The organism is Pseudodesulfovibrio sp. zrk46 (assembly GCF_012516435.1).
In the GTDB taxonomy this organism is placed as follows: domain Bacteria; phylum Desulfobacterota; class Desulfovibrionia; order Desulfovibrionales; family Desulfovibrionaceae; genus Pseudodesulfovibrio.
The window spans coordinates 3,521,837-3,544,030 of record NZ_CP051216.1; the positions used below are offsets into that span (position 1 = coordinate 3,521,837).

20 protein-coding genes are annotated in these 22,194 nt (G+C 47.3%); 8 read left to right on the plus strand and 12 right to left on the minus strand.

Features of this window, described 5'->3' with window-relative positions; translation table 11 throughout:
- Positions 1–23 precede the first annotated feature (23 nt).
- The 9 genes from rpsT to HFN16_RS16010 form a co-directional block, all read right to left on the minus strand.
- A complete protein-coding gene (rpsT, locus tag HFN16_RS15970) occupies positions 24–290 on the minus strand; it encodes a 30S ribosomal protein S20 (RefSeq protein WP_168891702.1) in 267 nt (88 codons plus the stop codon).
- 119 nt (positions 291–409) lie between these two features.
- Positions 410–2,521 (minus strand): glycine--tRNA ligase subunit beta, encoded by a 2,112-nt coding sequence (gene glyS / locus HFN16_RS15975; RefSeq protein ID WP_168891703.1) that lies wholly within the window; start codon positions 2,519–2,521, stop codon positions 410–412.
- 36 nt (positions 2,522–2,557) lie between these two features.
- Positions 2,558–3,427 carry a glycine--tRNA ligase subunit alpha gene (glyQ, locus tag HFN16_RS15980; protein ID WP_168891704.1) on the minus strand — a complete coding sequence of 290 codons (870 nt, stop codon included), beginning with the start codon at positions 3,425–3,427 and terminating at the stop codon, positions 2,558–2,560.
- Between the two features lie 13 nt (positions 3,428–3,440).
- Entirely contained in the window at positions 3,441–4,199 is a 759-nt protein-coding gene (recO, locus tag HFN16_RS15985; RefSeq protein ID WP_168891705.1) for a DNA repair protein RecO, read from the minus strand.
- A 32-nt stretch (positions 4,200–4,231) separates the two neighbouring features.
- Entirely contained in the window at positions 4,232–5,236 is a 1,005-nt protein-coding gene (locus HFN16_RS15990) for a helix-turn-helix domain-containing protein (RefSeq protein ID WP_168891706.1), read from the minus strand.
- Between the two features lie 23 nt (positions 5,237–5,259).
- Positions 5,260–6,198 (minus strand): SurA N-terminal domain-containing protein, encoded by a 939-nt coding sequence (locus HFN16_RS15995; protein WP_247648360.1) that lies wholly within the window; start codon positions 6,196–6,198, stop codon positions 5,260–5,262.
- Positions 6,199–6,295: 97 nt separating this feature from the next.
- The gene (locus tag HFN16_RS16000; protein ID WP_168891707.1) at positions 6,296–7,291 is read right to left on the minus strand and encodes a peptidylprolyl isomerase; all 996 of its coding nucleotides are present in this window, start codon (positions 7,289–7,291) and stop codon (positions 6,296–6,298) included.
- Positions 7,292–7,310: 19 nt separating this feature from the next.
- Positions 7,311–10,787, minus strand: coding sequence for a transcription-repair coupling factor (gene mfd, locus HFN16_RS16005; RefSeq protein ID WP_168891708.1), 3,477 nt, complete (start codon positions 10,785–10,787; stop codon positions 7,311–7,313).
- A gap of 103 nt (positions 10,788–10,890) precedes the next feature.
- Positions 10,891–11,391, minus strand: a complete 501-nt coding sequence (locus tag HFN16_RS16010) for a chemotaxis protein CheW (protein WP_210772210.1) — start codon at positions 11,389–11,391, stop codon at positions 10,891–10,893.
- 334 nt (positions 11,392–11,725) lie between these two features.
- Between HFN16_RS16010 and HFN16_RS16015 the strand changes: the two genes are divergently transcribed.
- Positions 11,726–11,941: a hypothetical protein gene (locus HFN16_RS16015; RefSeq protein WP_168891709.1), complete on the plus strand. Its 216-nt coding sequence runs from the start codon at positions 11,726–11,728 to the stop codon at positions 11,939–11,941.
- Positions 11,942–12,062: 121 nt separating this feature from the next.
- On the opposite strand, the gene HFN16_RS16020 is transcribed toward HFN16_RS16015, so the two are convergent.
- Positions 12,063–13,400, minus strand: coding sequence for a UDP-glucose/GDP-mannose dehydrogenase family protein (locus HFN16_RS16020; protein WP_168891710.1), 1,338 nt, complete (start codon positions 13,398–13,400; stop codon positions 12,063–12,065).
- A 191-nt stretch (positions 13,401–13,591) separates the two neighbouring features.
- Between HFN16_RS16020 and HFN16_RS16025 the strand changes: the two genes are divergently transcribed.
- Genes HFN16_RS16025 through cimA form a run of 7 tightly spaced genes read left to right on the plus strand, consistent with a single transcriptional unit; the run spans position 13,592 to position 20,069 of the window.
- Positions 13,592–14,317 carry a pyridoxine 5'-phosphate synthase gene (locus HFN16_RS16025; protein WP_168891711.1) on the plus strand — a complete coding sequence of 242 codons (726 nt, stop codon included), beginning with the start codon at positions 13,592–13,594 and terminating at the stop codon, positions 14,315–14,317.
- An 8-nt stretch (positions 14,318–14,325) separates the two neighbouring features.
- On the plus strand, positions 14,326–14,700 hold the full coding sequence (locus tag HFN16_RS16030) for a holo-[acyl-carrier-protein] synthase (RefSeq protein WP_168891712.1): 375 nt from the start codon (positions 14,326–14,328) through the stop codon (positions 14,698–14,700).
- Between the two features lie 27 nt (positions 14,701–14,727).
- Entirely contained in the window at positions 14,728–16,272 is a 1,545-nt protein-coding gene (locus HFN16_RS16035) for an NAD(P)H-hydrate dehydratase (protein ID WP_168891713.1), read from the plus strand.
- Entirely contained in the window at positions 16,272–16,724 is a 453-nt protein-coding gene (locus tag HFN16_RS16040) for a CBS domain-containing protein (RefSeq protein WP_168891714.1), read from the plus strand. The genes HFN16_RS16035 and HFN16_RS16040 overlap by 1 nt, the downstream gene beginning before the upstream one ends.
- A 5-nt stretch (positions 16,725–16,729) precedes the next feature.
- Complete coding sequence (gene tsaE / locus HFN16_RS16045) at positions 16,730–17,218, plus strand: tRNA (adenosine(37)-N6)-threonylcarbamoyltransferase complex ATPase subunit type 1 TsaE (protein WP_168891715.1); 489 nt, start codon at positions 16,730–16,732, stop codon at positions 17,216–17,218.
- A 14-nt stretch (positions 17,219–17,232) separates the two neighbouring features.
- Complete coding sequence (locus HFN16_RS16050; protein WP_168891716.1) at positions 17,233–18,468, plus strand: aspartate kinase; 1,236 nt, start codon at positions 17,233–17,235, stop codon at positions 18,466–18,468.
- Positions 18,465–20,069 carry a citramalate synthase gene (cimA, locus tag HFN16_RS16055; protein ID WP_168891717.1) on the plus strand — a complete coding sequence of 535 codons (1,605 nt, stop codon included), beginning with the start codon at positions 18,465–18,467 and terminating at the stop codon, positions 20,067–20,069. Before HFN16_RS16050 ends, cimA begins: the two co-directional genes overlap by 4 nt.
- Before the next feature lie 171 nt (positions 20,070–20,240).
- Here cimA and gap read toward each other — a convergent pair whose 3' ends face one another.
- Both gap and surE read right to left on the minus strand, forming a co-directional pair.
- Positions 20,241–21,224 carry a type I glyceraldehyde-3-phosphate dehydrogenase gene (gene gap / locus HFN16_RS16060; RefSeq protein ID WP_168891718.1) on the minus strand — a complete coding sequence of 328 codons (984 nt, stop codon included), beginning with the start codon at positions 21,222–21,224 and terminating at the stop codon, positions 20,241–20,243.
- 94 nt (positions 21,225–21,318) lie between these two features.
- Positions 21,319–22,071 carry a 5'/3'-nucleotidase SurE gene (surE, locus tag HFN16_RS16065; protein WP_168891719.1) on the minus strand — a complete coding sequence of 251 codons (753 nt, stop codon included), beginning with the start codon at positions 22,069–22,071 and terminating at the stop codon, positions 21,319–21,321.
- Positions 22,072–22,194 lie beyond the last annotated feature (123 nt).

Consider the following 22,194-nt stretch of genomic DNA (forward strand, 5'->3'; position numbering starts at 1 on the left):
AGACTGTAGCGACCTAATCGAAACTAAGCTTCGATTTTGTTGATGGCAGTCTGAAGGCGAGAGATGCGGCGCTTAGCCTGGGAGGCGTGAATGACCTTCTTACGGGCAGCCTGGTCCAGGATAGAGGTAGCAACCTTAAGGGCCTCATTGGCCTTTGCAATATCATTTTCCTCGATAGCAACACGAACAGCCTTAACGGTGTTCTTGATGCGGGTCTTGGAAATACGGTTGCGGGCGCGACGCTTCAAGCTCTGACGATGCCTTTTCAGGGCGGATTTGTGATTAGCCAAGGTAATTTCTCCTGATCAAATTTATTATCTATTAAAAAGCTATTGCTTGCGATTCTTCCCAAAGGGAGTGCCTTTTATATGGACTCTCCCTCCGATGTCAAGCATTTTCTAGACGAAACCTAAACTTGCAACGCATTGAAATCGGCAAGACGGCCCAGCTTATCTACCAGAGCCTTAAGCAGATTCAATCGATTCAAACGGACATCCACGTCATCGCACATGACCATAACATTATCGAAAAAAGCATCTACGGTTGGACGAAGTTCGCGCAGGAGCCCCATCAGGCCGGCAAAATCATTGCTCTCCCACAGATCGTCAAAACGAGGAGCCATCTCCTCCAACTTTGTACCAAACGCGGCTTCAGCATCTCCCTCGAAAAGCTCAGGAGAATAGGCCCCTGACAGCTCCTGACCTGCCTCATCGCCCTGCTTGCGAATGATGTTGGCAGCACGTTTAAAAGTCAGTACGGCCTGTTCAAAATCCTCTTCTTTAGTGAAATCGGACAACGCTTCAAGGCGAACTTTGAGGGTACGAATATCATTGAAGTCTGCACTCAGAGCTGCATCAACAGCACGGGTGTCAAAGCCCATGCCTGTGAAGTAGGCACGGAGACGTTGCCCAAAGAAATCCAACAGGTTGACGAAAGATTCATCCTGCTCAACCTTCCACTTGATATCTTTGCTGTATGCGTCTTGGGCGGCCTTGATAAAAACCTTCAGGTCGATATCCAGCTCATGTTCCATGATGATACGGGCGATACCAAGAGCACAGCGGCGGAGCGCATATGGATCGTTGGCTCCGGTAGGCTTTTTACCCAGACCAAAGCATCCAGCCATTGTGTCGACCTTATCGGCCATGGATACAAGTGCACCAGAAAGACTGGACGGCACCGGAGTCTCTGGACCAGCAGGCAGGTACTGTTCGTAGATACCGCGCGAAACAATCTCACTCTTTCCAGCGCGTTCAGCGTAAATACCACCCATCTTACCTTGCAAGGAATCAAACTCGATAACCATCTCGGAAACGAGATCCGCCTTAGAAAGACGTCCGGCCTCGGCGTACTTTTCAATCTCGCCAGGCAAAATAGACTTGGATTCACCCAGCTTTTCAGCAAGCTTGCCACACAGGATCTCAATACGACGGGCCTTGTCGCCCACTGAGCCCAATGGACCAAGGAAGACCACATTTTCGAGCTTATCGAGCCAAGTCTGGAATTTAACCTTAGTATCAGCTTCCCAGAAGAAGCGTGCATCCTCAAGGCGAGCCTTAAGCACTCGCTCCCACCCTTTCTTAACCAGAGCCACATCAGTGGGTTCCAAATTGAGGGTTGTCAAGAAGTGCGGCATAAGTTTGCCATCAGGTCCCTGCACACCAAAGGACTTCTGATGAGACTGCATGGAGGTCAGCAGAACCTCACGAGGCAGTTCAAGATAGAGGTCATCGATATCACCGATGATCGGCATGGGAAATTCAACAAGGTTGGCGACTTCTTCCAGCAAACCGTTAGTCCAGACAATTTCGCCCCCCAATTCTTTGGCGAGGCGGTTGCCCTCTTCCACGATGGTCTGCTTGCGAACCTCAGGGTCAATGACAACGTTGCAGTCATTCTCAATGATAGAAAAATAATCAGCAGTAGAATTGACGGTATGCGGACCATGTCCCATAACGCGATGGCCACGGGTAGTGCGCCCTGCAGTCATGTTCTCAATGGAGAATTCCACGACATCGGCATCCAGCAATGCCAGCAGCCAACGTAGCGGACGACCGAAGGCGTAGTCATAATTGCCCCAGCGCATCTTCTTAGGGAAGGAAAGAACGGAAATAGCCTTGAGGCAAATTTCCGGGAGAATCTCAAAAGTCTTGCCACCACCGACAACCTTCCTAGCTGCCAAGTATTCCCCTTTACCGGTGTCCATCTTAAACAGATCGGCTTCATCGACACCCTGGGTCTTCGCAAAACCAGCGCCAGCTTTGGTCAAGTTGCCCTCTTCATCATAGGCAATGCGAGTAGGCGGGCCTGTGACGGTCTCCTCTTCCTGACGCTGTGTGTCAGCAATGGTGGCTACATGCGCGGTGATGCGACGTGGCGTGGCATAAGTGGCCACTCCACCATTCTCCACCATGGCTTCATCCAGCAACTTGGCAAAGGTCTCTTTAAGTTCCGCAGCCAGCTTCGGCACAAAGCGAGCAGGCATTTCCTCGGTTCCGATTTCCAGTATGAATTCGGCCATTTTAATACTCTTTTATTGTAAATTCGCGTGGTAAGCCTATTTCTTCAACATGGGGTAGCCCATTTCCTCACGCTGATCTGCGTAGAGACGGGCGATCTTGGACGCCAAATTACGGACACGACCAATATATGTAGCGCGCTCGGTGATGGAAATGGCACCGCGGGCATCCAGCATGTTGAAAGAATGGGAGCACTTCAGGCAGCAGTCGTATGCAGGCCAGGGCAAACCTTCTTCACAGAGATTAAGGCATTCGGCCTCATATTTGTTGAAGAGGTCAAACAGCATATCTGCGTTGGAAAGCTCAAAGTTGTACTTGGACATCTCCACTTCGTTCTGATGGAAGACATTACCGTAGGTGATCTCGTCATTCCACTTCAAATCGTAGACAGACTCCTTCTCCTGCAAGTACATGCAGATGCGCTCAAGTCCGTAAGTGATTTCCACGGACACAGGCTTGAGATCGATGCCACCAACCTGCTGAAAGTAGGTAAACTGGGTTACTTCCATACCGTTGAGCCATACTTCCCAACCAAGCCCCCATGCTCCAAGAGTCGGAGATTCCCAGTCATCCTCAACAAAACGAATGTCATGAGCCTTGGCATCAATACCAAGTGCAGACAATGATTCTAGGTAGAGTTCCTGGATATTGTCCGGAGACGGCTTCAGGATAACCTGGAACTGGTAGTAATGCTGCAAGCGATTTGGATTTTCACCGTACCGACCATCAGTAGGACGTCGGGATGGTTCCACGTAAGCTGTCTTCCACGGCTCGGGACCGATCACACGGAAAAAGGTTGACGGATTGAAAGTACCCGCACCACACTCAATGTCCATAGGCTGCACAACAGCGCAGCCGTATTTGGACCAAAAATCCTGAAGTGTTAAAATAACATTCTGAAAATTCATCAGCTTCTCCAACTCATACCTTTTTATACATACCATTATCCCAGGACAAACCCAGGTGATAGGCAACGAACAGTTCGACCAACTGGCTGGTTTGCCGGCGCACCTCCGCGTCCATGGCAACTTTGGCCCAATCTGAGGGCCGACTTTGCTGAATCCAATCGAGTGAACGCAACACGCCAGTAGAAATTGGTCGAGCAAGACCCTGTAACGGTTTCCCGACCGAAAGACAAGAGGCACAGGCAACCTGCCCCTTTTCGACACCAAATTGATACCCGTTTTCCATGCCCACTGGCATGCCACATGCCCCACACACTAAAAAGTCCGGTGTAAACCCCATATCAAAAGCTAGCTTAGCCCTGAAAAGCCATGGGACGAAGTCTGTACTGCCACCCCCCAATTCCAGCATCATTAATGTCTCTAGCAAAAGTTCGTAAGCGGGAGCACTATCCGACGGTTCCACTTCCACAGCTTCAACAAACTTGACGCAATTGACAGCAATACCAGTGCGAAGGGAATCCTTTCGAATTTCAGGAAAATTATGAAGCAATGCCCCTTCTTCAAGGACCGTATAATCGCCTCGTTTGCTAGTACCAATTGTGAAAAGGACGTGGCTGAGAGGATCAAGACAGCCAACGAAGCGACGACGACTGCGACTGCCACCAAAAGCAAAGGCGTTGAACACGCCTCTAGTAGGAGTAAGAAGGCGAACCCAAACATCCGCCTCGCGAAAACGCCCGACCTTTAATACAAGGGCCTTTTCCGTGGCATTCATGCCACCTCCAACATATTATTAAAATGAGAGCCCTACTCCATGCCAAACCGGAGAGTCTGAATGTTACCCTGAGTATTATCCAATGCGTATGGGGTACCATTGTACGTTACGGTTACACCTGCAACATTGCCAATGCGAATACGACGAGGGCTATTAAACATAAGACGTAAAGGCTCACCCTGCTTGAGCACGAAATCTCGCGCCATCTTGGTTTCATCTCCGCGCCACACGCCAATCCAGCATCCCTTTTCAGTAGTTGCACGAATGACCAGCATATGATCATACTTCTGCTTTTCTTGCCTTGTCACTTCAGGCGTTGATTCATCAGGAGTAATCGCTGAGAGTTCAGGCTGAGACTCAGACTGAGAACCTGCAGCCGATTCAATTTCTACCTCAGAAGCTGCCTGAGGCATCTCTGACTCGGCTGAGTCTTCTACTTGAGACACCTCATCTTCAACAACCTCCCCGTCCTTCACAGTCGTACCTTCTACAACCGAATCAACCTGCGCATCTTCTTGAGAAGATTCAACTTCATAAGCTTCATTCTCTGCTATAGGCGAATCAGGCACATCAACTTCATCAACCTGCTCTATAGCAGGTGCACTTGATGCAATCTCATTGTCATTCTTGGCCTTAAAATTCATCACCAACAAGACGACTACACCGACAAGTACAACAAGTACGAGCACCAAAGGCCAAATGGAACGTCGCTTAACTTCAGGAGAATCTCCCTCCTGAAAAGCTTTTTCAGCCGCAGGAGATACTTCATAAATTTTTTCTTCAGGTCCATCAGCCTCATCTTGATACTCACGATCCACGACCATAGCCATTTCATCAGAATCTAAACCAAGATAACGCGCATAACTTTTCACGAAACCTTTGGCATAAACAGGATGGGGTAAGGCCGCCTTGTCGCCACTTTCCATGGCAACAATATTAGTTCGGCTTATCTTGGTCGCTTCCATAACCAATTCAATAGTTAACCCTTTCCGTTCACGCTCTTTCCGAAGAGCATCACCCATTTCCTGAAAATTCATGAATGTCTCCATTTCCATATATACTAGTCCATGTACTCGATAACCGAACTCTGCTTCAACTTATCAAAATACTCTTCGAAAATCTTATTACGCTTCTCTTCGGTCAACTGTTTAAACAGATCATCTCGCACTTCTTCCAGAGGGACCAGACGATCTTCGACGATTTTAACAGGCGAGAGAAGAGACTCTTTGCCTTGAACTGTAACAGGAGAAGAGACTCCTCCCTCGGAAACACCTTCGATGGAATCCTTCCAGTCGTCAGCCAAATCCCCCCATTCAACCTCACCGATAGAACCACCTTCATCCTTATTCGGTCCAATGCTATATTTGGCAGCGGCTTCGGCAAAAGTCATCTCGCCATCTTCTATACGCTTTTTCACCTCAAGAGGAGCAACATCAGACGGAAGCATAATGATCGCCAACGATACCAGCTTCTCCAACACATAGTCATCACGACGGGCCTTATACTCAGCCTCAATCTCGCTATCAGTTACCAAAACCTTACTATGTACCATGTATCCAAGAAGCTCTTGCTTCTCGATGATCAACTTGAGTTTCTGACGAAACTCAGACAGGTTCACCCCATCTTTCTTGAGCATTTCAAGAAACTCATCATCCGTAAGCCCACGTTCTTCTTTTACCTTTTCTATTTCCTTGTCAATCACGTCATCAGAAACAACGACTCCGTACTTCTCAATTTCCTGAGCTAAAAGAGCATCGTTTACCATGCGCTCCAATGTCTGCTTGCGCAGCTTGGCCAACTGGTCTTTCTCTCTATCGTTCAGTTGACGATTCCCGATCTGAGCATAGATGGGCTTCATTTCTTCTTCCAGGTCGTACTGAGTGATGATTTCATCGTTAATCTTAGCAACGATTCTATCAAACACCACTTCTTCGGCCATGGCTGTCATAGGCATAAGCAAGACCAATGCCCACACAGTCAAAGTCATATTTCGGAACACGCATTACTCCTTAAACGCGCTCCCATGAGAGCGCTTAACGATCTATTTTTGACGGATTCTAGTCTGTTTGTAAAAACTATGCAACGAACGCGCCGACTTAGCTATCAGTCGCATTTAAGTTAACGTCTTTCATCGTTTTGCTATCAGCATCATCGGCAATCGGCGACGCCACATTCTCTGCAGCTTCTGTCAAGAGGTGACTGCTGACTGAAATCTTTGCAATTATCACACTTTCTGCCAACCACGTTTCGAAAGCGTCACGCAATTTAATTTCCAAAAGCGCCTTCTCCACTAGAGGATACGCCTGTGCTGGAGCCAACACTTTAGCCGGACTCCGTTCCAACAACACGAGAGCTTCAAAACCAAAACGATCGGTCAACACACCACTGGATTGCCCTGGCTCAAGACCTGAAATGGCATTCTTCCAAGCAGCGGACAGTCGGCCCTCCCGTACAACAACCTCGCGGGCTTCAACTTCGCCAAAGGCTGTTGCAAGATTTCCCGAGTCATGCTCTTCCATATATTTTTCAACAGCCCTACCAACTAATTCTCGACTTGGCCCCCGAACTACAAGAATGCGCAAACTTTCTGGCAAATAAAAATCGGAGATATGTTCACGGTAATATTGCTGCGCTTCTTTGTAATCAATCTTGATCTTTGGCCTAAGCACTTGCTGGAAGAATTTTTTCATACCCAAATGATTCTTGAGCTGTTTGCGCCAAGCTTTAAGGTCAATATATTCCTCAACTAGCATCTGATCGAAGGCGCCCTCAGGATAGTCGGCCCTTACTACCTCTTCTGCTTTGAGTAACTCATGCTCAGTCACAGGCAATTCTCGTTTCGCCAACTCTTGTAATACTAACTCCTGAACAATAAGATCAGTTAGGATATCACCATACTCACCCCTTAGCTTCTCCACACTTGGTACGTACGTACCTGCTGTGTCTGCCTGAAACTGATCATGCTGAAATTCTAACTGAGAAAGATAAATTGGGTCACCATTCACTCGAGCAATGATACCCATGTCATCAGCTTCATTTGAACAGCCAAAAACAAGAAGAATAGCAACCAATATTAAAACCTTGCGCAACATCACAACACTCACATCTTTATTACTGCAGTTTTGTGTTTGCAGACTCAAGAAGCATGCTCAACTCTTCTGCAGTGTTCTCTAAAGCCAATCGCATGGATTCCGGATCCTTGAAACGCAATTCCAACTTTGCTGGCGGTAAGACTTTTGCATAGTCCGCCCGATCATTAACCCAACCGATGAGGCGTTCCGGCTTAACAGGCATCACATTGTCTCCCCAAGAAATCACCACACGTCCAGGATAAAGTTCCGCCCTATCTACCTGAAGAAGTGAAAGACTTTGCTTTATACGCAAAACACCCAAGAAGGTCTCCAATTCCTCTGGCAAATGCCCGAAGCGATCCTTAATCTCGGCCTCTAGCTCACGCAAAGAAAGCTCGTCTTTAGCAGCTGAAAGTAATTTATAAAACCTCAGACGTTCTTTTGCATCAGGAATGAAACCGCCAGGGATGTGTGCTTCGAAAACAAAATTCAATTCTGGCTCAGATGCACGCAAGGCCTCTTCGCCTCGTACTCTCCGCACTTCTTCTTCGAGCATTTCGAGAAAAAGATCCAAACCAATTTTAGCGATTTGTCCGGACTGCGCCTCACCAAGAATATTCCCTGCACCACGAAGACGCAAATCCTCCATTGCGATCTTAAATCCTGCACCCAAATAATCCATGTCCAGAATGATGCGCAAGCGTTTGCGAACAATTTCTGAAATATCATCTATATGCGGCACTACAAAATATGCGTACGCCTGTCGATCTGAACGCCCAACTCGACCACGAAGCTGATAAAGTTGCCCTAAACCAAAAAGCTGAGCTTGGTCCACAATCAAAGTATTCGCATTAGGGAAATCTAAACCCGATTCGACTATAGAAGTACAGACGAGCACATCCAGTTCCCCATGCCAAAAACCGCGCATAGTTTCTTCAAGAACCTTTTCGGTCATCTTACCATGAGCCATCCCCACTTTGGCATCAGGTGCAAGTCTCCGCACATATTCGGCAACCCTCTCCAAACCATTCACGCGGTTATATACCCAATAAACCTGTCCACCACGATCTAATTCACGACGTAGAATAGCCTTAAGTTCCAAATCATCTCTTTCGGCGATGGCAGTTTCCACGGGCTTGCGATCTTCAGGCGGCGTTTCAATAACGGAGAGCCCACGGATGCCGGACAAAGACAACTGCAAGGTGCGTGGAATGGGTGTAGCTGTCAGAGTCAAAACATCAATATTTTGCCTAAACTGCTTAAGCTTTTCTTTATGTTTAACACCGAAACGTTGTTCTTCATCCAGTATCAATAAACCAAGGTTAGGCAACTCAACATCTTTAGATAAGATGCGATGAGTACCAATCAATATATCTATTTCTCCTCGAGCGGCAGCCTCAAGAATAGTCTTCTGACGTTTCCGGGTAACAAATCGGCTCAGCAAACCAATGCGCACAGGAAAACCTTCCATGCGCTTTTGAAAAGTTTGGTAATGCTGCTCAGCTAACACTGTTGTGGGACAAAGCAACGCAGTTTGAAGTCCTTCCAAGGCAGCTCTAAAGGCAGCACGTAAGGCAACTTCTGTTTTACCAAAGCCAACATCCCCACAGACTAGTCGATCCATAGGCTCTGGCTTTTCCATGTCACGGAAAACATCCTTCACTGCTTTATCTTGATCAGGCGTCTCCTCAAAACCGAAAGTAGCCTCAAATTCGGAATACATGTCATCCAGAGGTCCGTAACTGAACCCCTTGGCAATTCGCCGAAAAGCATACATTTCTACAAGATCATGAGCTATTTTTTCAATAGCCTTTCGCACACGAGCAGTGGTCTTAGCCCATCGTGTGCCACCCAATTTGTCCAAAGATGGCTGTTTAGCTCCCTCAGGCCCTTTGAAACGCTGAACCAAATTAAGCCGATCCACAGGAAGATACAGTTTATCGTCACCAGAAAAGAAAAGCAGCAAATAGTCATTGGAAGCATCTCCCAACTTCATGGAGTGCAATCCGCCAAACTGAGCTAGACCATAATCACGATGGACCAACAAGTCCCCTTCATTGAGGTCTTCATACCGCTCCAAGCCTTTAAATGCCTTATCGTGACCAGCATGAACCTTTGGTGGCTCGGGTTGAAGAACTTCCTCACCCAAAATACGAGTCTGGCTCCACCCAAGCTCCATCCCCTTACGCAAAGGAGAAACGACAGCGAACAAACCACGCTTTGTGGGAGAGTAATCAAGATTGAGCGGCAACTGCTCTTGTTCTGCAAGAGACAAAAACTTTTTACGCGATCGTTCAGTCCTAAAGCTCAGAATGGTTTGAAAAGAAGATCGTCCCCATTCTTTTAAACCACCCATAAGTGCAGACCACGGGCGACGCGTTGCATCTGGCTTCCAGAACAGATCTGTAAAATCACTATAAGGCGTCTCAGACAGATCAATGCCGTTCCGCTCACTACCTATAGTAAGTTCTTCAAATACGATCTGACGATTTTCTCGCCAAACCTGTCGAGCCGTGTCATAAGTACGACAGAAAAACCTAAAAGGCCAACGAACACCTTTTTGCCGGGCTTCTTCGTCAACGTAGTCACGCCAAGCCTGCCCCTGATCCTCTAATCGCGCCCGCAAAGCTCCACCAGAGGACAGTAAAAACACCGATTTTTTAGGGAAATAGGTCTCTACACCTACAGGATTCGCGTAATATATACCTGGCCACACGAACCCGTCATTATTTTCAAGACGATCTATCAGAGAGTGCTCTTCTGTAGCAGAGATTTCACCGGTCTTACGCAGTTTACTCCAAACCACACGAGCGTCGTCTGCATAAGAATCTGTAGTGACACCTGGAGAGACAGGCAGTAACACAACTTCCGCCAAATCTGCCTTTGAGCGCTGTGTCGCTGAATCAAAAAGACGAATTTCCTCCAGCATATCTCCAAAAAACTCTAAACGAAGTGGCTGCGAATAGCCTGGAGCATGTATATCAAGGATGTCTCCTCGCATAGCCATATCGCCCGGTTCAGAAACCAACTTGCGGCGCACATAGCCCCAAGAAACAAGTTGATCAAGGAGGATATCCGGAGACATCTCCTCGCCTTTTGACAAGGTAACCCAGTTTTCTCGAAGAACATCAACACTAGGCCAATGGGGCAGCAAATTGTCAGCAGTCATAAGCACGCCACAAGGCTTACTACCGTAGGTCATCCCATATAGTGCAGCCCACCGCTCACTCCAAGCATTCGCATCAGGCCTGCGTGAAAGATAAGGAGGCAAACCAATCCAATCTTGCTCCCATACAGGTGTCTCTGGGTTAGATTTTCTTTTGGAAAAAAGCTGTAGAAGCGCCCGCATTTGCTTAAATTCGGCCGCCCCAGGTACTACAATAACAGCATTATGCCCATGCGCTAACAGAGAATTAGCGACAAAAGCCTGAGTAGCAGGTCCACTCTTAAAAACACGGACCGAATTGGTCTTGCCCTCAATAAAATCGTTTATAGCGCCGGGAAATATGGATGACATGCTGGTATGACCGCTCTGTCGGTGGGTTGGACTGAAAAAAAACGAAAAACCGCCTTACTCCCTATCGGGAGAAAGACGGCTTGTCATTAACTAATTATGGAGCCTAGACGCCAGTCAGGGCTTCCACTTCTTCATTGTCGAGAAGAGAATCAAGATCGAGCAAAATAAGCAACCTGTCGTCCAGCTTGCCCACGCCGTCAATATACTCAGAATCCATGCCGGCTACGACAGGAGGCGGCGGCTGAACTTGGCTTGCTGGCAATCTAAGTACCTCTGAGACAGAGTCAACCACAAAGCCAACAATGATCATATCGATTTCGATGACAATAATACGTGTATACTTGTCATGCTCTTTTGACTCCAACCCAAAACGACTGCGCATATCAACAATAGGAATGACCTTTCCGCGCAGATTTATGACCCCCTCAACAAACTCAGGAGCTCGTGGCACATTGGTGATCTCCATGGTCCGGATAATTTCCTGCACCTGAAGAATATTGACTCCGAATTCTTCTTCGCCAATGCTGAAAGTGACCAGTTGAATCAATTTTTGGTCAACTTCTACCTCATCAACATCCACCATATCTTCGGCTTCGACGCTCATATCCACCTCATGAAAAGTCATTTTGAATGCGCTTGTCGAACATTTTTTAACGTCATAAATGTGTCAACCGCCATCATTTTTGTCAATTAAAATGTGTAGCCATATGAAATTGTTGCACAAGCCAATATTGTAACCCTTTTTTTATAAAAAAAACAACATACCGGATATCCATCAAATCATTCATTAAAGACAAATACGTGTTCATTCTTCACTCAACAGGAGACGTATCCATGGTATTGACGCCTTAAAAATAAAGGACTAACGTATGCTCAGCTTCAGTCGCACATGATTGAAATTGTTTGAAATTTATTAAACAAAGGACGGACTGCACCATATGGGTCAATACGCCGCCTTCGGGGACACCCCTTCTCTCATTGATCAGGTTAAAATTCTGGCTGACGATGAATTACTAGACTTTTGGGAAGAAACCCAACAACTTGCAAAAATGTTGGATCAGCAGCAAGAAGTCGACTTCGACTATAACCCAGAATATGAAAGGGTAATCCTACAAGAGTTGCAGTTTAGAACATGCTGCAAAAGCCAATTCTAAAAAAATTACAAACAATGAAAAAGAAAACCTAGCTCTTGCGGCTAGGTTTTCTTGTATCTTACCTAATAAAAATCCCCAGAAGCTTTGCTTCTGGGGATTTTTATTAGTATTACTACAATGGTTATCTTACCGGCACACGCCCGATGCTAAAGTATGCGAATCCAGCCTCTCCCATTCGCTCAGGCACATAAAGATTACGGCCATCAAAAACAATAGGTGCTTTGAGCATACTCTTAATTTTCTCGAAATCAGGATCACGGAACTGATTCCAATCAGTTACCACAGCCAAAGCATCTGCACCTTCCAGCACGTCATACTGGCTATCCATGATCTCCAGCCCATCCAAATCCCCTACTTCTTCACGAGCACGCTCATTGGCGACAGGATCAAATGCCTTTACCTTCATTCCGAGAGCGGTAAGGTCTTTAATGACCTCAACTGCCGAAGCCTCGCGTATATCGTCAGTATTGGCTTTAAAAGCAATACCCCACAGAGCCAATGTCTTTCCAGCAACCCCGCCCTGAGCGTCATAATATGCTTTAACCTTATCGGCCAATACGTGTTTCTGACGATTATTAACATCATCAACAGACTGGATGAGAGTCGCTTCGTAACCATTTTCCTTGGCAGTTCCAATGAGTGCCTTTACGTCCTTAGGAAAGCAAGAACCACCATATCCTACACCCGGATAAATAAAACTGTAACCAATACGACTGTCTGAACCAATGCCGGCACGAACCTCGGTAACATTGGCCCCAACACGCTCACAAATATTAGCGATCTCATTAATAAAAGAAATCTTCGTTGCAAGCATGCAGTTCGCAGCATACTTAGTCATCTCGGCAGAACGAACTCCCATGACGATAAGTTTCTCACGACTACGCGCAAATGGGGCATAAAGCTGTTTCAGCACCTTGGCAGACTCCTCGTCTTCAGTACCAACAACAACACGATCCGGCTTCATAAAATCAGAAACGGCATCGCCCTCTTTAAGAAACTCAGGGTTAGACACAACATCGAAATAAATATCTTCTCCCCGCTTCTCAAGCTCTTCCGCGATAATGCCCCTCACACGATCAGCTGTCCCCACAGGCACTGTAGATTTGTCCACAATAATTTTAGGAGAAGTCATATTTTGACCGACTTCACGAGCTACTGCATCAACAAAACTAAGGTCGCACGTACCATCATCACCACAGGGGGTTCCAACTGTAATAAATACGACCTGTGCATCGGCCATACCTTCAGCAAGGTCTGTCGTGAAGACTAAACGCCCTTCCGCATTATTTCGCTTTACCAATTCTTCGAGACCTGGTTCATAAATATGGACTTTACCATCACGAAGAGTCTCAACAACCTTGGGATTAACGTCAACGCACGAGATATTATTACCCATTTCGGCAAAACAAGCTGCAGAAACAAGCCCCACATACCCTGTACCGACAATACAAACATTCATTATTAATTCTCCGAATAGAGTTTATTCTTTTCAACAGGCTCAGCGGATACCCTTACTATGCTTTCCATGTCAATATTAAGAAAAAGCAGTCTCGGAATCGTCACAGACACGACCTGTGGTTGCCATTCAATTCAAGAAGGCTTAATCAGTGAGGATATTCAGTCCTTAAAGAATTAATCAAGGAGATATACATGCCAACACTAGTAGTCAACGTTGATCACGTCGCGACTCTCAGACAAGCCCGCATGGGTATAGAACCAGAACCCGTCTCTGCCGCCTATCTGGCTGAAATGGCAGGAGCAACAGGTATTATTGTCCACCTTCGAGAAGATCGTCGTCACATTCAAGATCGCGATGTTGAGTTGATCAAAAAGACCTGCAACACCCGCCTTCATCTGGAAATGGCTGCCACCAAGGAAATGCAGGAAATAGCCATTGCAAACATGCCAGAAATGGTTTGCCTCGTCCCAGAAAAACGTCAAGAACTGACAACTGAGGGGGGACTCAACTGCATTGGCAACGAGACAAAACTGGAAAAATTCCTTGCTCCCTTACATGACCGAGGCATTCGATCTTCTCTTTTTATAGACGCTGACCCAAAGCAAATCGAAGCAGCCAGAGCCATCGGCACGGAGTACATTGAAATTCATACCGGCCACTTTGCCGATGCAAAAGACATACACGCTCGCAATGCGGAACTGACCAAGATTATTGAAGGAATCAAACTAGCTCAAGGGATTGGCCTAAAAGTTAACCTTGGGCACGGACTAAACTATCGCAACATTTTGTCATTTAAAGACGTTCCCGGCATCAAAGAATATTCTATCGGTCACTCCATAATGGCACGCGCCATTTATGTTGGCCTAGACCGTGCCGTCCGCGACATGGTCCAACTTATACGTACTTTTGCGGACTAGGATTACGCATGATCAAAGGCCTCGGCATAGATCTTACGGAGCTGGACCGCATCCAAAACAACTGGGAGCGGTTCGGCCTTCGTTTTGCTGAAAAGATACTGACGGAACGAGAGTTAAAACAGTTGCCCCGTAAAAATCCTGTACCCCGACTAGCTGCTCTTTTCGCAGCTAAAGAAGCAGCCGTCAAAGCACTTGGCACAGGGTTCGCTGAAGGCATACATTTCAAATGTATAGAGATTGTCCACGCGCCCAGCGGCAAACCAGAAATTCATTTTCTAGAGACGGGACTTGAGAAATGCCGAGAACTAGGAGTTACCTCAGCATATATATCTCTCACCCACTCCCGTGACACAGCCGCCGCCACCGTGGTATTAGAAGGATAGGAGCAACCTCAAACTCAAGGAGCCCTGATGCTTCTGCCACTCCCCACTCCTGAAGAAATGTTACGATGGGACCGGGAAACCATTAAGACTATCGGCATCCCAGGCGTGACACTCATGGAGTCCGCTAGTCGTGAAGCCGTATCTGTACTCTTGGATGAATACGGCCCAGTAGAAGAAAAGGAAATATTCTGCTTCGCGGGCTCCGGCAACAACGGCGGTGATGCGTTTGCGATGGGGCGTATGCTTCAAGATTTGGGCGCAGACGTCACAGTTTTTCACACAAAACCCAAAAAACATTACCGAGCCGAGACTCGTAGTAATCTTTTGTGGGCACAAAAGCTTGGAGTCCCACTCAAGCACCTGGACCGGGTGAATTTTAATATATTACCCCAACCAGATATCGTAATCGATGGCCTACTTGGAACCGGCCTGAGGGGACATCTCCGTGATGACTACATAACACTTATTCGCAACATCAATCGACTTGCTAAGCATAGCTATGTCTTATCTATTGATATTCCTTCTGGCCTTAGTGGACTAAATGGCCAACCGCAGCCCGAAGCGATAATTGCCGATAGTACAGTTACCTTCGAAGCTCCAAAACTTGGCTTGATTATGCCTGAAGCAAGTCGATTCACCGGGATTTTACATGTTCAGTCAATCGGCATCCCTTCTCTTGTGCAAGAGAAACATCCAGCAAGACACCACCTTATATCCGATGAGATTATGAATTTAATTCCAACGCCAGAGTTGGACATGCACAAAGGAAAGGCCGGACACATCCTAATTATAGGAGGCTCACCTGGCCTAACTGGTGCACCTTATCTTTCTGCAATGGGTGCGTTGCGAAGTGGTGCAGGACTTGTCACCATCGCATGCCCAGGTGGACTGGCGGACACCATCAAAGCAGGGAATCCTGACATAATGACCCTGCCTTTAAACAAAAGTGACCACTGGTCACAAAATTTATCAGAAATTATTCTTAATAAAATTAGTCAGTTTGATAGCATTGTCATAGGGCCAGGCCTTGGCAGGTCAAGAAAAACGGTTGATTTCCTCGACGCTTTTATTGCAGAGTGTCCCGCGCGCCTAGTGATGGATGCGGACGCACTTTTCGGACTAGCACAACTTTCCGAAAAGATGACAAAACTTCCGTCAGACACAATTCTGACTCCACATCCCGGTGAAATGGCTACACTCTTTGGTGTGCCCAATTCAAAAATCCAAGAAGAGAGACTTGGATACGCACAGAGATTCACCGAAATCAGCAACGCCACGCTGGTCCTTAAGGGCGCGGGGACAGTGGTCGCAGATCAGACGATGACCTGCATCAGTCCTTTCTCCGAGCCCAACCTCGCTGTAGCAGGCTCTGGAGATGTGCTATCTGGCATTATCGGTTCTCTACTCGCACGAGGATTGGAACCGATTGAAGCCGCTAGTCTTGGCGTATACTGGCACGGCATGACTGGGCGGATTTTGAGAGAGAAATTTCCGATGAGGGGCAATTTTGCCTCAGACATCGCAGACTCGCTGCCTATGGCAGTCAAACAGTATATTGAAGGAGTTGCATAATGCTGAAAGCAAAAGACATCATGACCACAAAGTGCATCACCCTGACTCCTGAGACAGATATCGCCACAGCAGCTAAAACCCTGATTGAAAAGAAGATCAATGGTGCACCTGTCGTGGAAAACGATAAAGTGGTTGGCGTCCTCTGCCAATCCGATCTCGTTGCACAACAAAAAAAGGTCACTCTACCGTCGTTCTTCACCTTACTCGACGGTGTATTTCCTCTTTCCTCACACGATGAACTGGAACGGGAAATGAGCAAAATTACAGCCATGACTGTAGGTGAGGCAATGACACCGGCTCCTACATTTATCAGTCCTGAAACGACCATGGAAGATATTGCAACCATGATGGCCAACGAAAAACTATACACTCTCCCAGTCCTGAACGCCGGTAAACTCGTTGGTGTAGTGGGCAAGGAAGACGTTCTCAAGACACTTCTCCGGGCTGATTAGTTTTCATGGACGTTCAACTCCACCTCGAAGATACCGATGCCACCCTTGTGCTGGGCCGCTTCCTGGCCAATGCACTAGCAGGCATCCCCAATCCTCCAGCCCTGCTGCTGCAAGGGGATCTTGGCTCAGGTAAAACCACCTTGGTTCGTGGATTGGTGGAGTCTCTACCCGGCGCAGCCCAGGCAGAGGTGTCTAGTCCGAGCTTTAATATTTTTAATCTCTACCCAACCACCCCGCCAGTAGCCCACTTTGACCTGTACCGGCTAGAAGGCATGCCTCCAGACGACGAGCTATTCGAACTCTTTGAGGACCGGGCAACCCTGGCAGTGGTGGAATGGATACAATTCCTTGACCGGGAATACTGGCCCGAAGAATCCATATTCCTTGAATGGACGTCGTCCGAGACTGGACGGACCCTTACCTTCCATGCCATGGGAAGGGTTGCTCTGGAAATTGCCAACACTTTGCCGGAACAATTCAAACTCAAGCAATAAAGCGCAGATCCAAAATGAATATCGTCGTACAAAAATTTGGTGGAACCTCCGTCCGTAACCTCGAATGTCAACGTCAGGTAATGCAGAAAGTGCTTCGCCCCTATCGCGAAGGCAACAAGGTCATCGTGGTTCTATCGGCTATGGCAGGCGAAACAAATCGACTTCTTGCCCTTGCCGACGAATGGTCTGACAATCCGGACCCGGCAGAACGAGACTCTCTGGTATCCACAGGAGAACAAGTATCCTGTGCTCTTTTTGCGATGCTGCTCAAGCAACAAGGAGTGAAAGCCCGCTCTGTACTCGGATTTCAGGCTCCGGTTTGCACTAATAACGCCTTTGGTAGCGCACGCATCACAGACATCGACTCAGAGAAGCTCCAAAAAATGCTTAATGAGTATGATGTTCTAGTTGTCGCAGGATTCCAAGGATGTGATGCTGAACAACGCATAACTACTCTTGGCCGCGGCGGTTCTGACACTTCTGCTGTAGCCATGGCTGCAGCACTTGATGCTGATGTCTGTGAAATCTATACAGATGTTCCCGGCGTTTTCACAACCGATCCCAATATGTGCACGGAAGCGCGTAAAATTGACCGCATCGCCTATGACGAAATGCTCGAGATGGCTAGTATGGGCGCCAAAGTTCTACAAATCCGCTCCGTTGAATTTGCCCAAAAATACAATGTAACCGTTCACGTCCGCTCCACTTTTTCCGATGAGCCGGGCACTATAGTCACTCAGGAGGATGAAACCATGGAATCCGTTCTCGTTTCCGGAATCGCATACGACAAGGATCAGGCCCGTATTACCCTTGTACACGTCAAAGATACCCCAGGTGTTTCCGCTGCTATCTTCTCCCCTCTGGCGGAACAGAACATCCTCGTTGATATGATCGTCCAGAACCCAAGTAAGGACGGCAAGACCGATATGACTTTCACTGTTCCGCGAGCAGATGTAGACCAAACCATCAAGACTCTAGAAAAGCTACAATACGAAATCGGATACGAAGAACTACACAGCAATATTAATGTCTCTAAGGTGTCGATTATCGGCGTCGGCATGCGTAACCACTCAGGAGTCGCCTCCAAGGCATTCCAATCGCTTGCCGATGAGAACATCAATATCCTGATGATCAGCACATCCGAGATCAAGGTTACATGCTTGATCGACGACAAATACACCGAGCTTGCGGTTAGAACACTTCACAATGCCTTCCAATTAGAGAATGGCGACACCACAGAGACACCATGAGAAAAGTAACGATATACGACACTACACTGCGTGACGGCGCCCAGGCTGAAGAACTTAATCTTACAACCCAGGACAAAGTCCGTATTGCCCACAAACTCGACGAACTGGGCATTCATTATATCGAAGGGGGTTGGCCCGGAGCCAACCCCACCGACCAAAAATTCTTCGACGAAATCAAGTCGCACAAATTCGAAAACGCGAAGTTAACAGCATTTGGCTCTACTCACCTTGCTAAGACAACTCCAGAGACTGATCCGATCCTAGCGGGCCTGTTGGCAGCAGAGACCTCAGTCATCACCATTTTTGGCAAGACATGGGATCTTCACGCGACTACAGCCCTCGGCGTTCCGCTTGAACGCAATCTTGAACTGATCAATAACAGCATCAGCTATCTGAACGAACGAGTCGATGAAGTCATCTTTGATGCCGAACACTTCTTCGATGGCTACAAAAACAACCCTGAATACGCCCTTCAGGTCCTAAAGACTGCCCATGAAGCTGGCGCAGCACGACTTACTCTATGCGACACTAACGGCGGAATGTTACCTCATCAGGTTTCTGAATACGTCCAGGCTGTCATTGATGCTTTACCCGAGGCAGAATTCGCTATTCATACCCACAACGACTCAGAACTGGCTGTAGCCAATGCTATTGAAGCCGTCCGCCTTGGCGCTTCCCAGGTGCAAGGCACTATCAATGGTTACGGAGAACGATGCGGGAACGCTAACCTTTGCTCTGTCATTCCCAATCTTGAATTGAAGATGGGCATAGAGACAATCGGTAAAGACAACATGAAGCGCCTGCTGACAACTTCACACTTCGTTAGTGAAACTGCAAACTTACGTCCATTCCTGCGTCAACCATTTATTGGTGCGTCTGCATTTGCTCACAAAGGTGGCGTCCATGTGTCCGCTATTCTTAAGGACTCTAAAACCTACGAGCACATTGAACCCGCTTCTGTGGGGAATGAACAACGCGTACTCCTTTCGGATCAGGCGGGTAAATCTAATATCCTGTTTAAGGCAAAGGAACTAGGTTACGAACTAGGCAAGAACGATCCTACTGTGGACCGCCTGCTGAAGGAGCTCAAGCAGCGTGAAAGCATGGGCTATGAGTACTCTGTAGCCGACGCCTCTTTTGAATTAGTTTTACAGGAAGCCTTAGGCAAACCACTCAATTACTTCCGGTTCCAAAACTTTTTCGTGGTTGATGCCAAACGAGAAGAAGATGCAGAACCTTTCACCGAGGCAACAGTCATCGTAGATGTGAAAGGTCAGGTAGAACATACCGCTGCTACGGGTATGGGCCCGGTCAACGCCCTTGACCGCGCCTTGCGTAAAGGTCTGGAACGATTCTACCCAGAACTTAGCCAAGTTCGTCTACTCGACTTTAAGGTTCGTGTCCTATCGGGGGCCGTACGCGACACAGGTGGAACTGCCTCCTTTGTCCGCGTACTCATTGAAAGTGGAGATAAGCACGAACGCTGGACAACCATGGGCGTATCTCACAACATTATCGAAGCGAGTTGGCAAGCTGTTGTAGATGCCATTAACTATAAACTCTTTCGCGACGATGTTCGTCGCACACAAGGCGTAGTATAATCATTCCCATACATGTAGTAATAAGGTCGGCCAGCTCTTGCTGTCCGGCCTTATTTTTTTGAATCCAAAATATTTTATTTACTAAACTCTCTTCGATTAAGCATAACCGTACGAAAATGGGCCGCCTAGAGAACTCCAGACGGCCCAAGTGCTTAACAACTAAAAAGTATGTTATATCATACCTGCAACTTTCTTAGTCAGACGCATGAGCTGATGAGTGAAGCCAGCCTCATTATCGTACCAAATGATAAGCTTGAGCTGAGTGCCACCCATGACGCGTGTCAAAGAACTATCCACTACGCCACCAAAGGTAGAGCCCATAAAGTCCACAGACACAAGCGGTTCATCGGTGTAGCCCATGGAATCATTTGCAGCAGCCTTCAACGCAGCATTCACATCCTCAGCAGTTACTTTCTTGTCCAGTTCGCAAACCAGATCCACCAAAGAAACATTAGGAGTCGGTACGCGAACGGCCATACCATCCAGAACACCGTTAAGCTCCGGAATAACTAAACCAACGGCCTTAGCTGCACCGGTGGTAGTAGGCACCATATTCACAGCACAGGCTCGGGCACGACGCATATCTTTGTGGGAACCGTCAAGAATACGCTGGCTCATGGTGTAGGAGTGAATCGTAGTCATGATACCGTGCTTGATGCCATACTTATCGTTGACAACTTTGGCGACCGGAGCCAAGCAGTTAGTGGTGCAGGATGCATTAGAAATAATATTGTGTTCGGCCTTAAGATCGGCATCATTTACACCAACCACCACGGTAACATCGGCATCTTTACCAGGCGCGCTGATCAGCACTTTTTTTGCACCACATGCCAAGTGCTTTTCGCAACTTTCGCGATCGGTAAATTTACCAGTAGACTCGATAACAAGATCACAGCCAAGCTCCCCCCAAGTCCACTCTCCAGGAGCATTGCGAGTCACTTTAACCGCCTTGCCATTCATTACAAAGCCATCGTCTGTAGCCTGCACATCCAAAAAACGCCCGTGAACAGAATCGTACTTCAATAGATGAGCAAGATCTTCATTGGAAGCACGTGCGTTAACTGCAACTAATTCCAGATCCTTCTCTTCTGCCACGAGGCGTGCGAAATACCTGCCGATACGTCCAAAGCCATTCAAACCAATTTTCGTAGCCATTTCAGCTCCCTCCTCAAATTGTGGTGCTGTTTAGAGTCCCAGTATGATAGAATACGAATGACAATACGCTTTCAATTATTTTCCCGCAAGCCGCTCACAACAATTCTTTATCCAGAAATGACATAGTCACCCGATCAGTAAAATCGAAATGCAACGGCGTAAGGGTAATATGCTTTTCAGTTAGCAGCGCCCTATCCCTATCCGAACTAATATTCTCTGGGGGGATGGTACCAGTTAGCCAATAATAATTATGTCCCCTCGGATCTTGTCGAGTATCGTAGGAATCTTCATATGAAGCACGTGTATGGGGACACAGTACTAATCCCTTTGCCTTCTCTACGGAGCAATTCGGGAAATTCAGATTTAGTACGCATTTGGAAGCCAAAGATTTCCAAGGAATTTTAGATATTAAATCAGCGCAGTATTTAGCCTGTCCACTTAAATCATCAGGGTTAAAATTATCATAGGAAACGGCCATTGAAGGTATTTCCATGAGCGCCCCTTCGGTTGCGGCAGAAACAGTACCGGAGTATAGAATATCCACACCGACGTTAGCTCCAGCATTGATACCGGAAAGCACTAAATCGGGCTTTTGGTCTAACAGTGTGGATAATCCCAACTTCACGCAATCCACAGGCGTTCCATAGACCCCTTGCCCATTAAAGCCGTTCTCACGGAACCACTTTACTTTAATAGGCATTGATAGAGTCACGGCGTGCCCTACTGCGGATTGCTCGGTGACCGGTGCTACAACATGAACGACATGCCCGGCATCTAGAAGGGCAAAGTACAAGGCCCGCAAGCCGACAGCCTGAATACCGTCATCATTGGCGAGGAGTATGTTCATGGGATATTTCCTTGATTTGACAATCCAAGTGAAATCAGGTTCATAACCTGAAAGCGGAAATTGATGTCCTCTTAAACCGCCTGAAGGCATCATGCCAATATGGGCGAGGTACCTTAACATAAG

Coding starts and splice junctions, on each gene's coding strand:
- surE (WP_168891719.1), bottom strand. CDS start 22,071: ATGAACATACTCCTCGCCAATGATGACGGTATTCAGGCTGTCGGCTTG.
- cimA (WP_168891717.1), top strand. CDS start 18,465: ATGAGAAAAGTAACGATATACGACACTACACTGCGTGACGGCGCCCAG.
- HFN16_RS16025 (WP_168891711.1), top strand. CDS start 13,592: ATGCCAACACTAGTAGTCAACGTTGATCACGTCGCGACTCTCAGACAA.
- glyQ (WP_168891704.1), bottom strand. CDS start 3,427: ATGAATTTTCAGAATGTTATTTTAACACTTCAGGATTTTTGGTCCAAA.
- mfd (WP_168891708.1), bottom strand. CDS start 10,787: ATGTCATCCATATTTCCCGGCGCTATAAACGATTTTATTGAGGGCAAG.
- gap (WP_168891718.1), bottom strand. CDS start 21,224: ATGGCTACGAAAATTGGTTTGAATGGCTTTGGACGTATCGGCAGGTAT.
- HFN16_RS16010 (WP_210772210.1), bottom strand. CDS start 11,391: ATGAGCGTCGAAGCCGAAGATATGGTGGATGTTGATGAGGTAGAAGTT.
- tsaE (WP_168891715.1), top strand. CDS start 16,730: ATGGACGTTCAACTCCACCTCGAAGATACCGATGCCACCCTTGTGCTG.
- recO (WP_168891705.1), bottom strand. CDS start 4,199: ATGAATGCCACGGAAAAGGCCCTTGTATTAAAGGTCGGGCGTTTTCGC.
- HFN16_RS16015 (WP_168891709.1), top strand. CDS start 11,726: ATGGGTCAATACGCCGCCTTCGGGGACACCCCTTCTCTCATTGATCAG.
- HFN16_RS16020 (WP_168891710.1), bottom strand. CDS start 13,400: ATGAATGTTTGTATTGTCGGTACAGGGTATGTGGGGCTTGTTTCTGCA.
- HFN16_RS16000 (WP_168891707.1), bottom strand. CDS start 7,291: ATGTTGCGCAAGGTTTTAATATTGGTTGCTATTCTTCTTGTTTTTGGC.
- HFN16_RS16035 (WP_168891713.1), top strand. CDS start 14,728: ATGCTTCTGCCACTCCCCACTCCTGAAGAAATGTTACGATGGGACCGG.
- HFN16_RS16030 (WP_168891712.1), top strand. CDS start 14,326: ATGATCAAAGGCCTCGGCATAGATCTTACGGAGCTGGACCGCATCCAA.
- HFN16_RS15990 (WP_168891706.1), bottom strand. CDS start 5,236: ATGAATTTTCAGGAAATGGGTGATGCTCTTCGGAAAGAGCGTGAACGG.
- HFN16_RS16040 (WP_168891714.1), top strand. CDS start 16,272: ATGCTGAAAGCAAAAGACATCATGACCACAAAGTGCATCACCCTGACT.
- HFN16_RS16050 (WP_168891716.1), top strand. CDS start 17,233: ATGAATATCGTCGTACAAAAATTTGGTGGAACCTCCGTCCGTAACCTC.
- glyS (WP_168891703.1), bottom strand. CDS start 2,521: ATGGCCGAATTCATACTGGAAATCGGAACCGAGGAAATGCCTGCTCGC.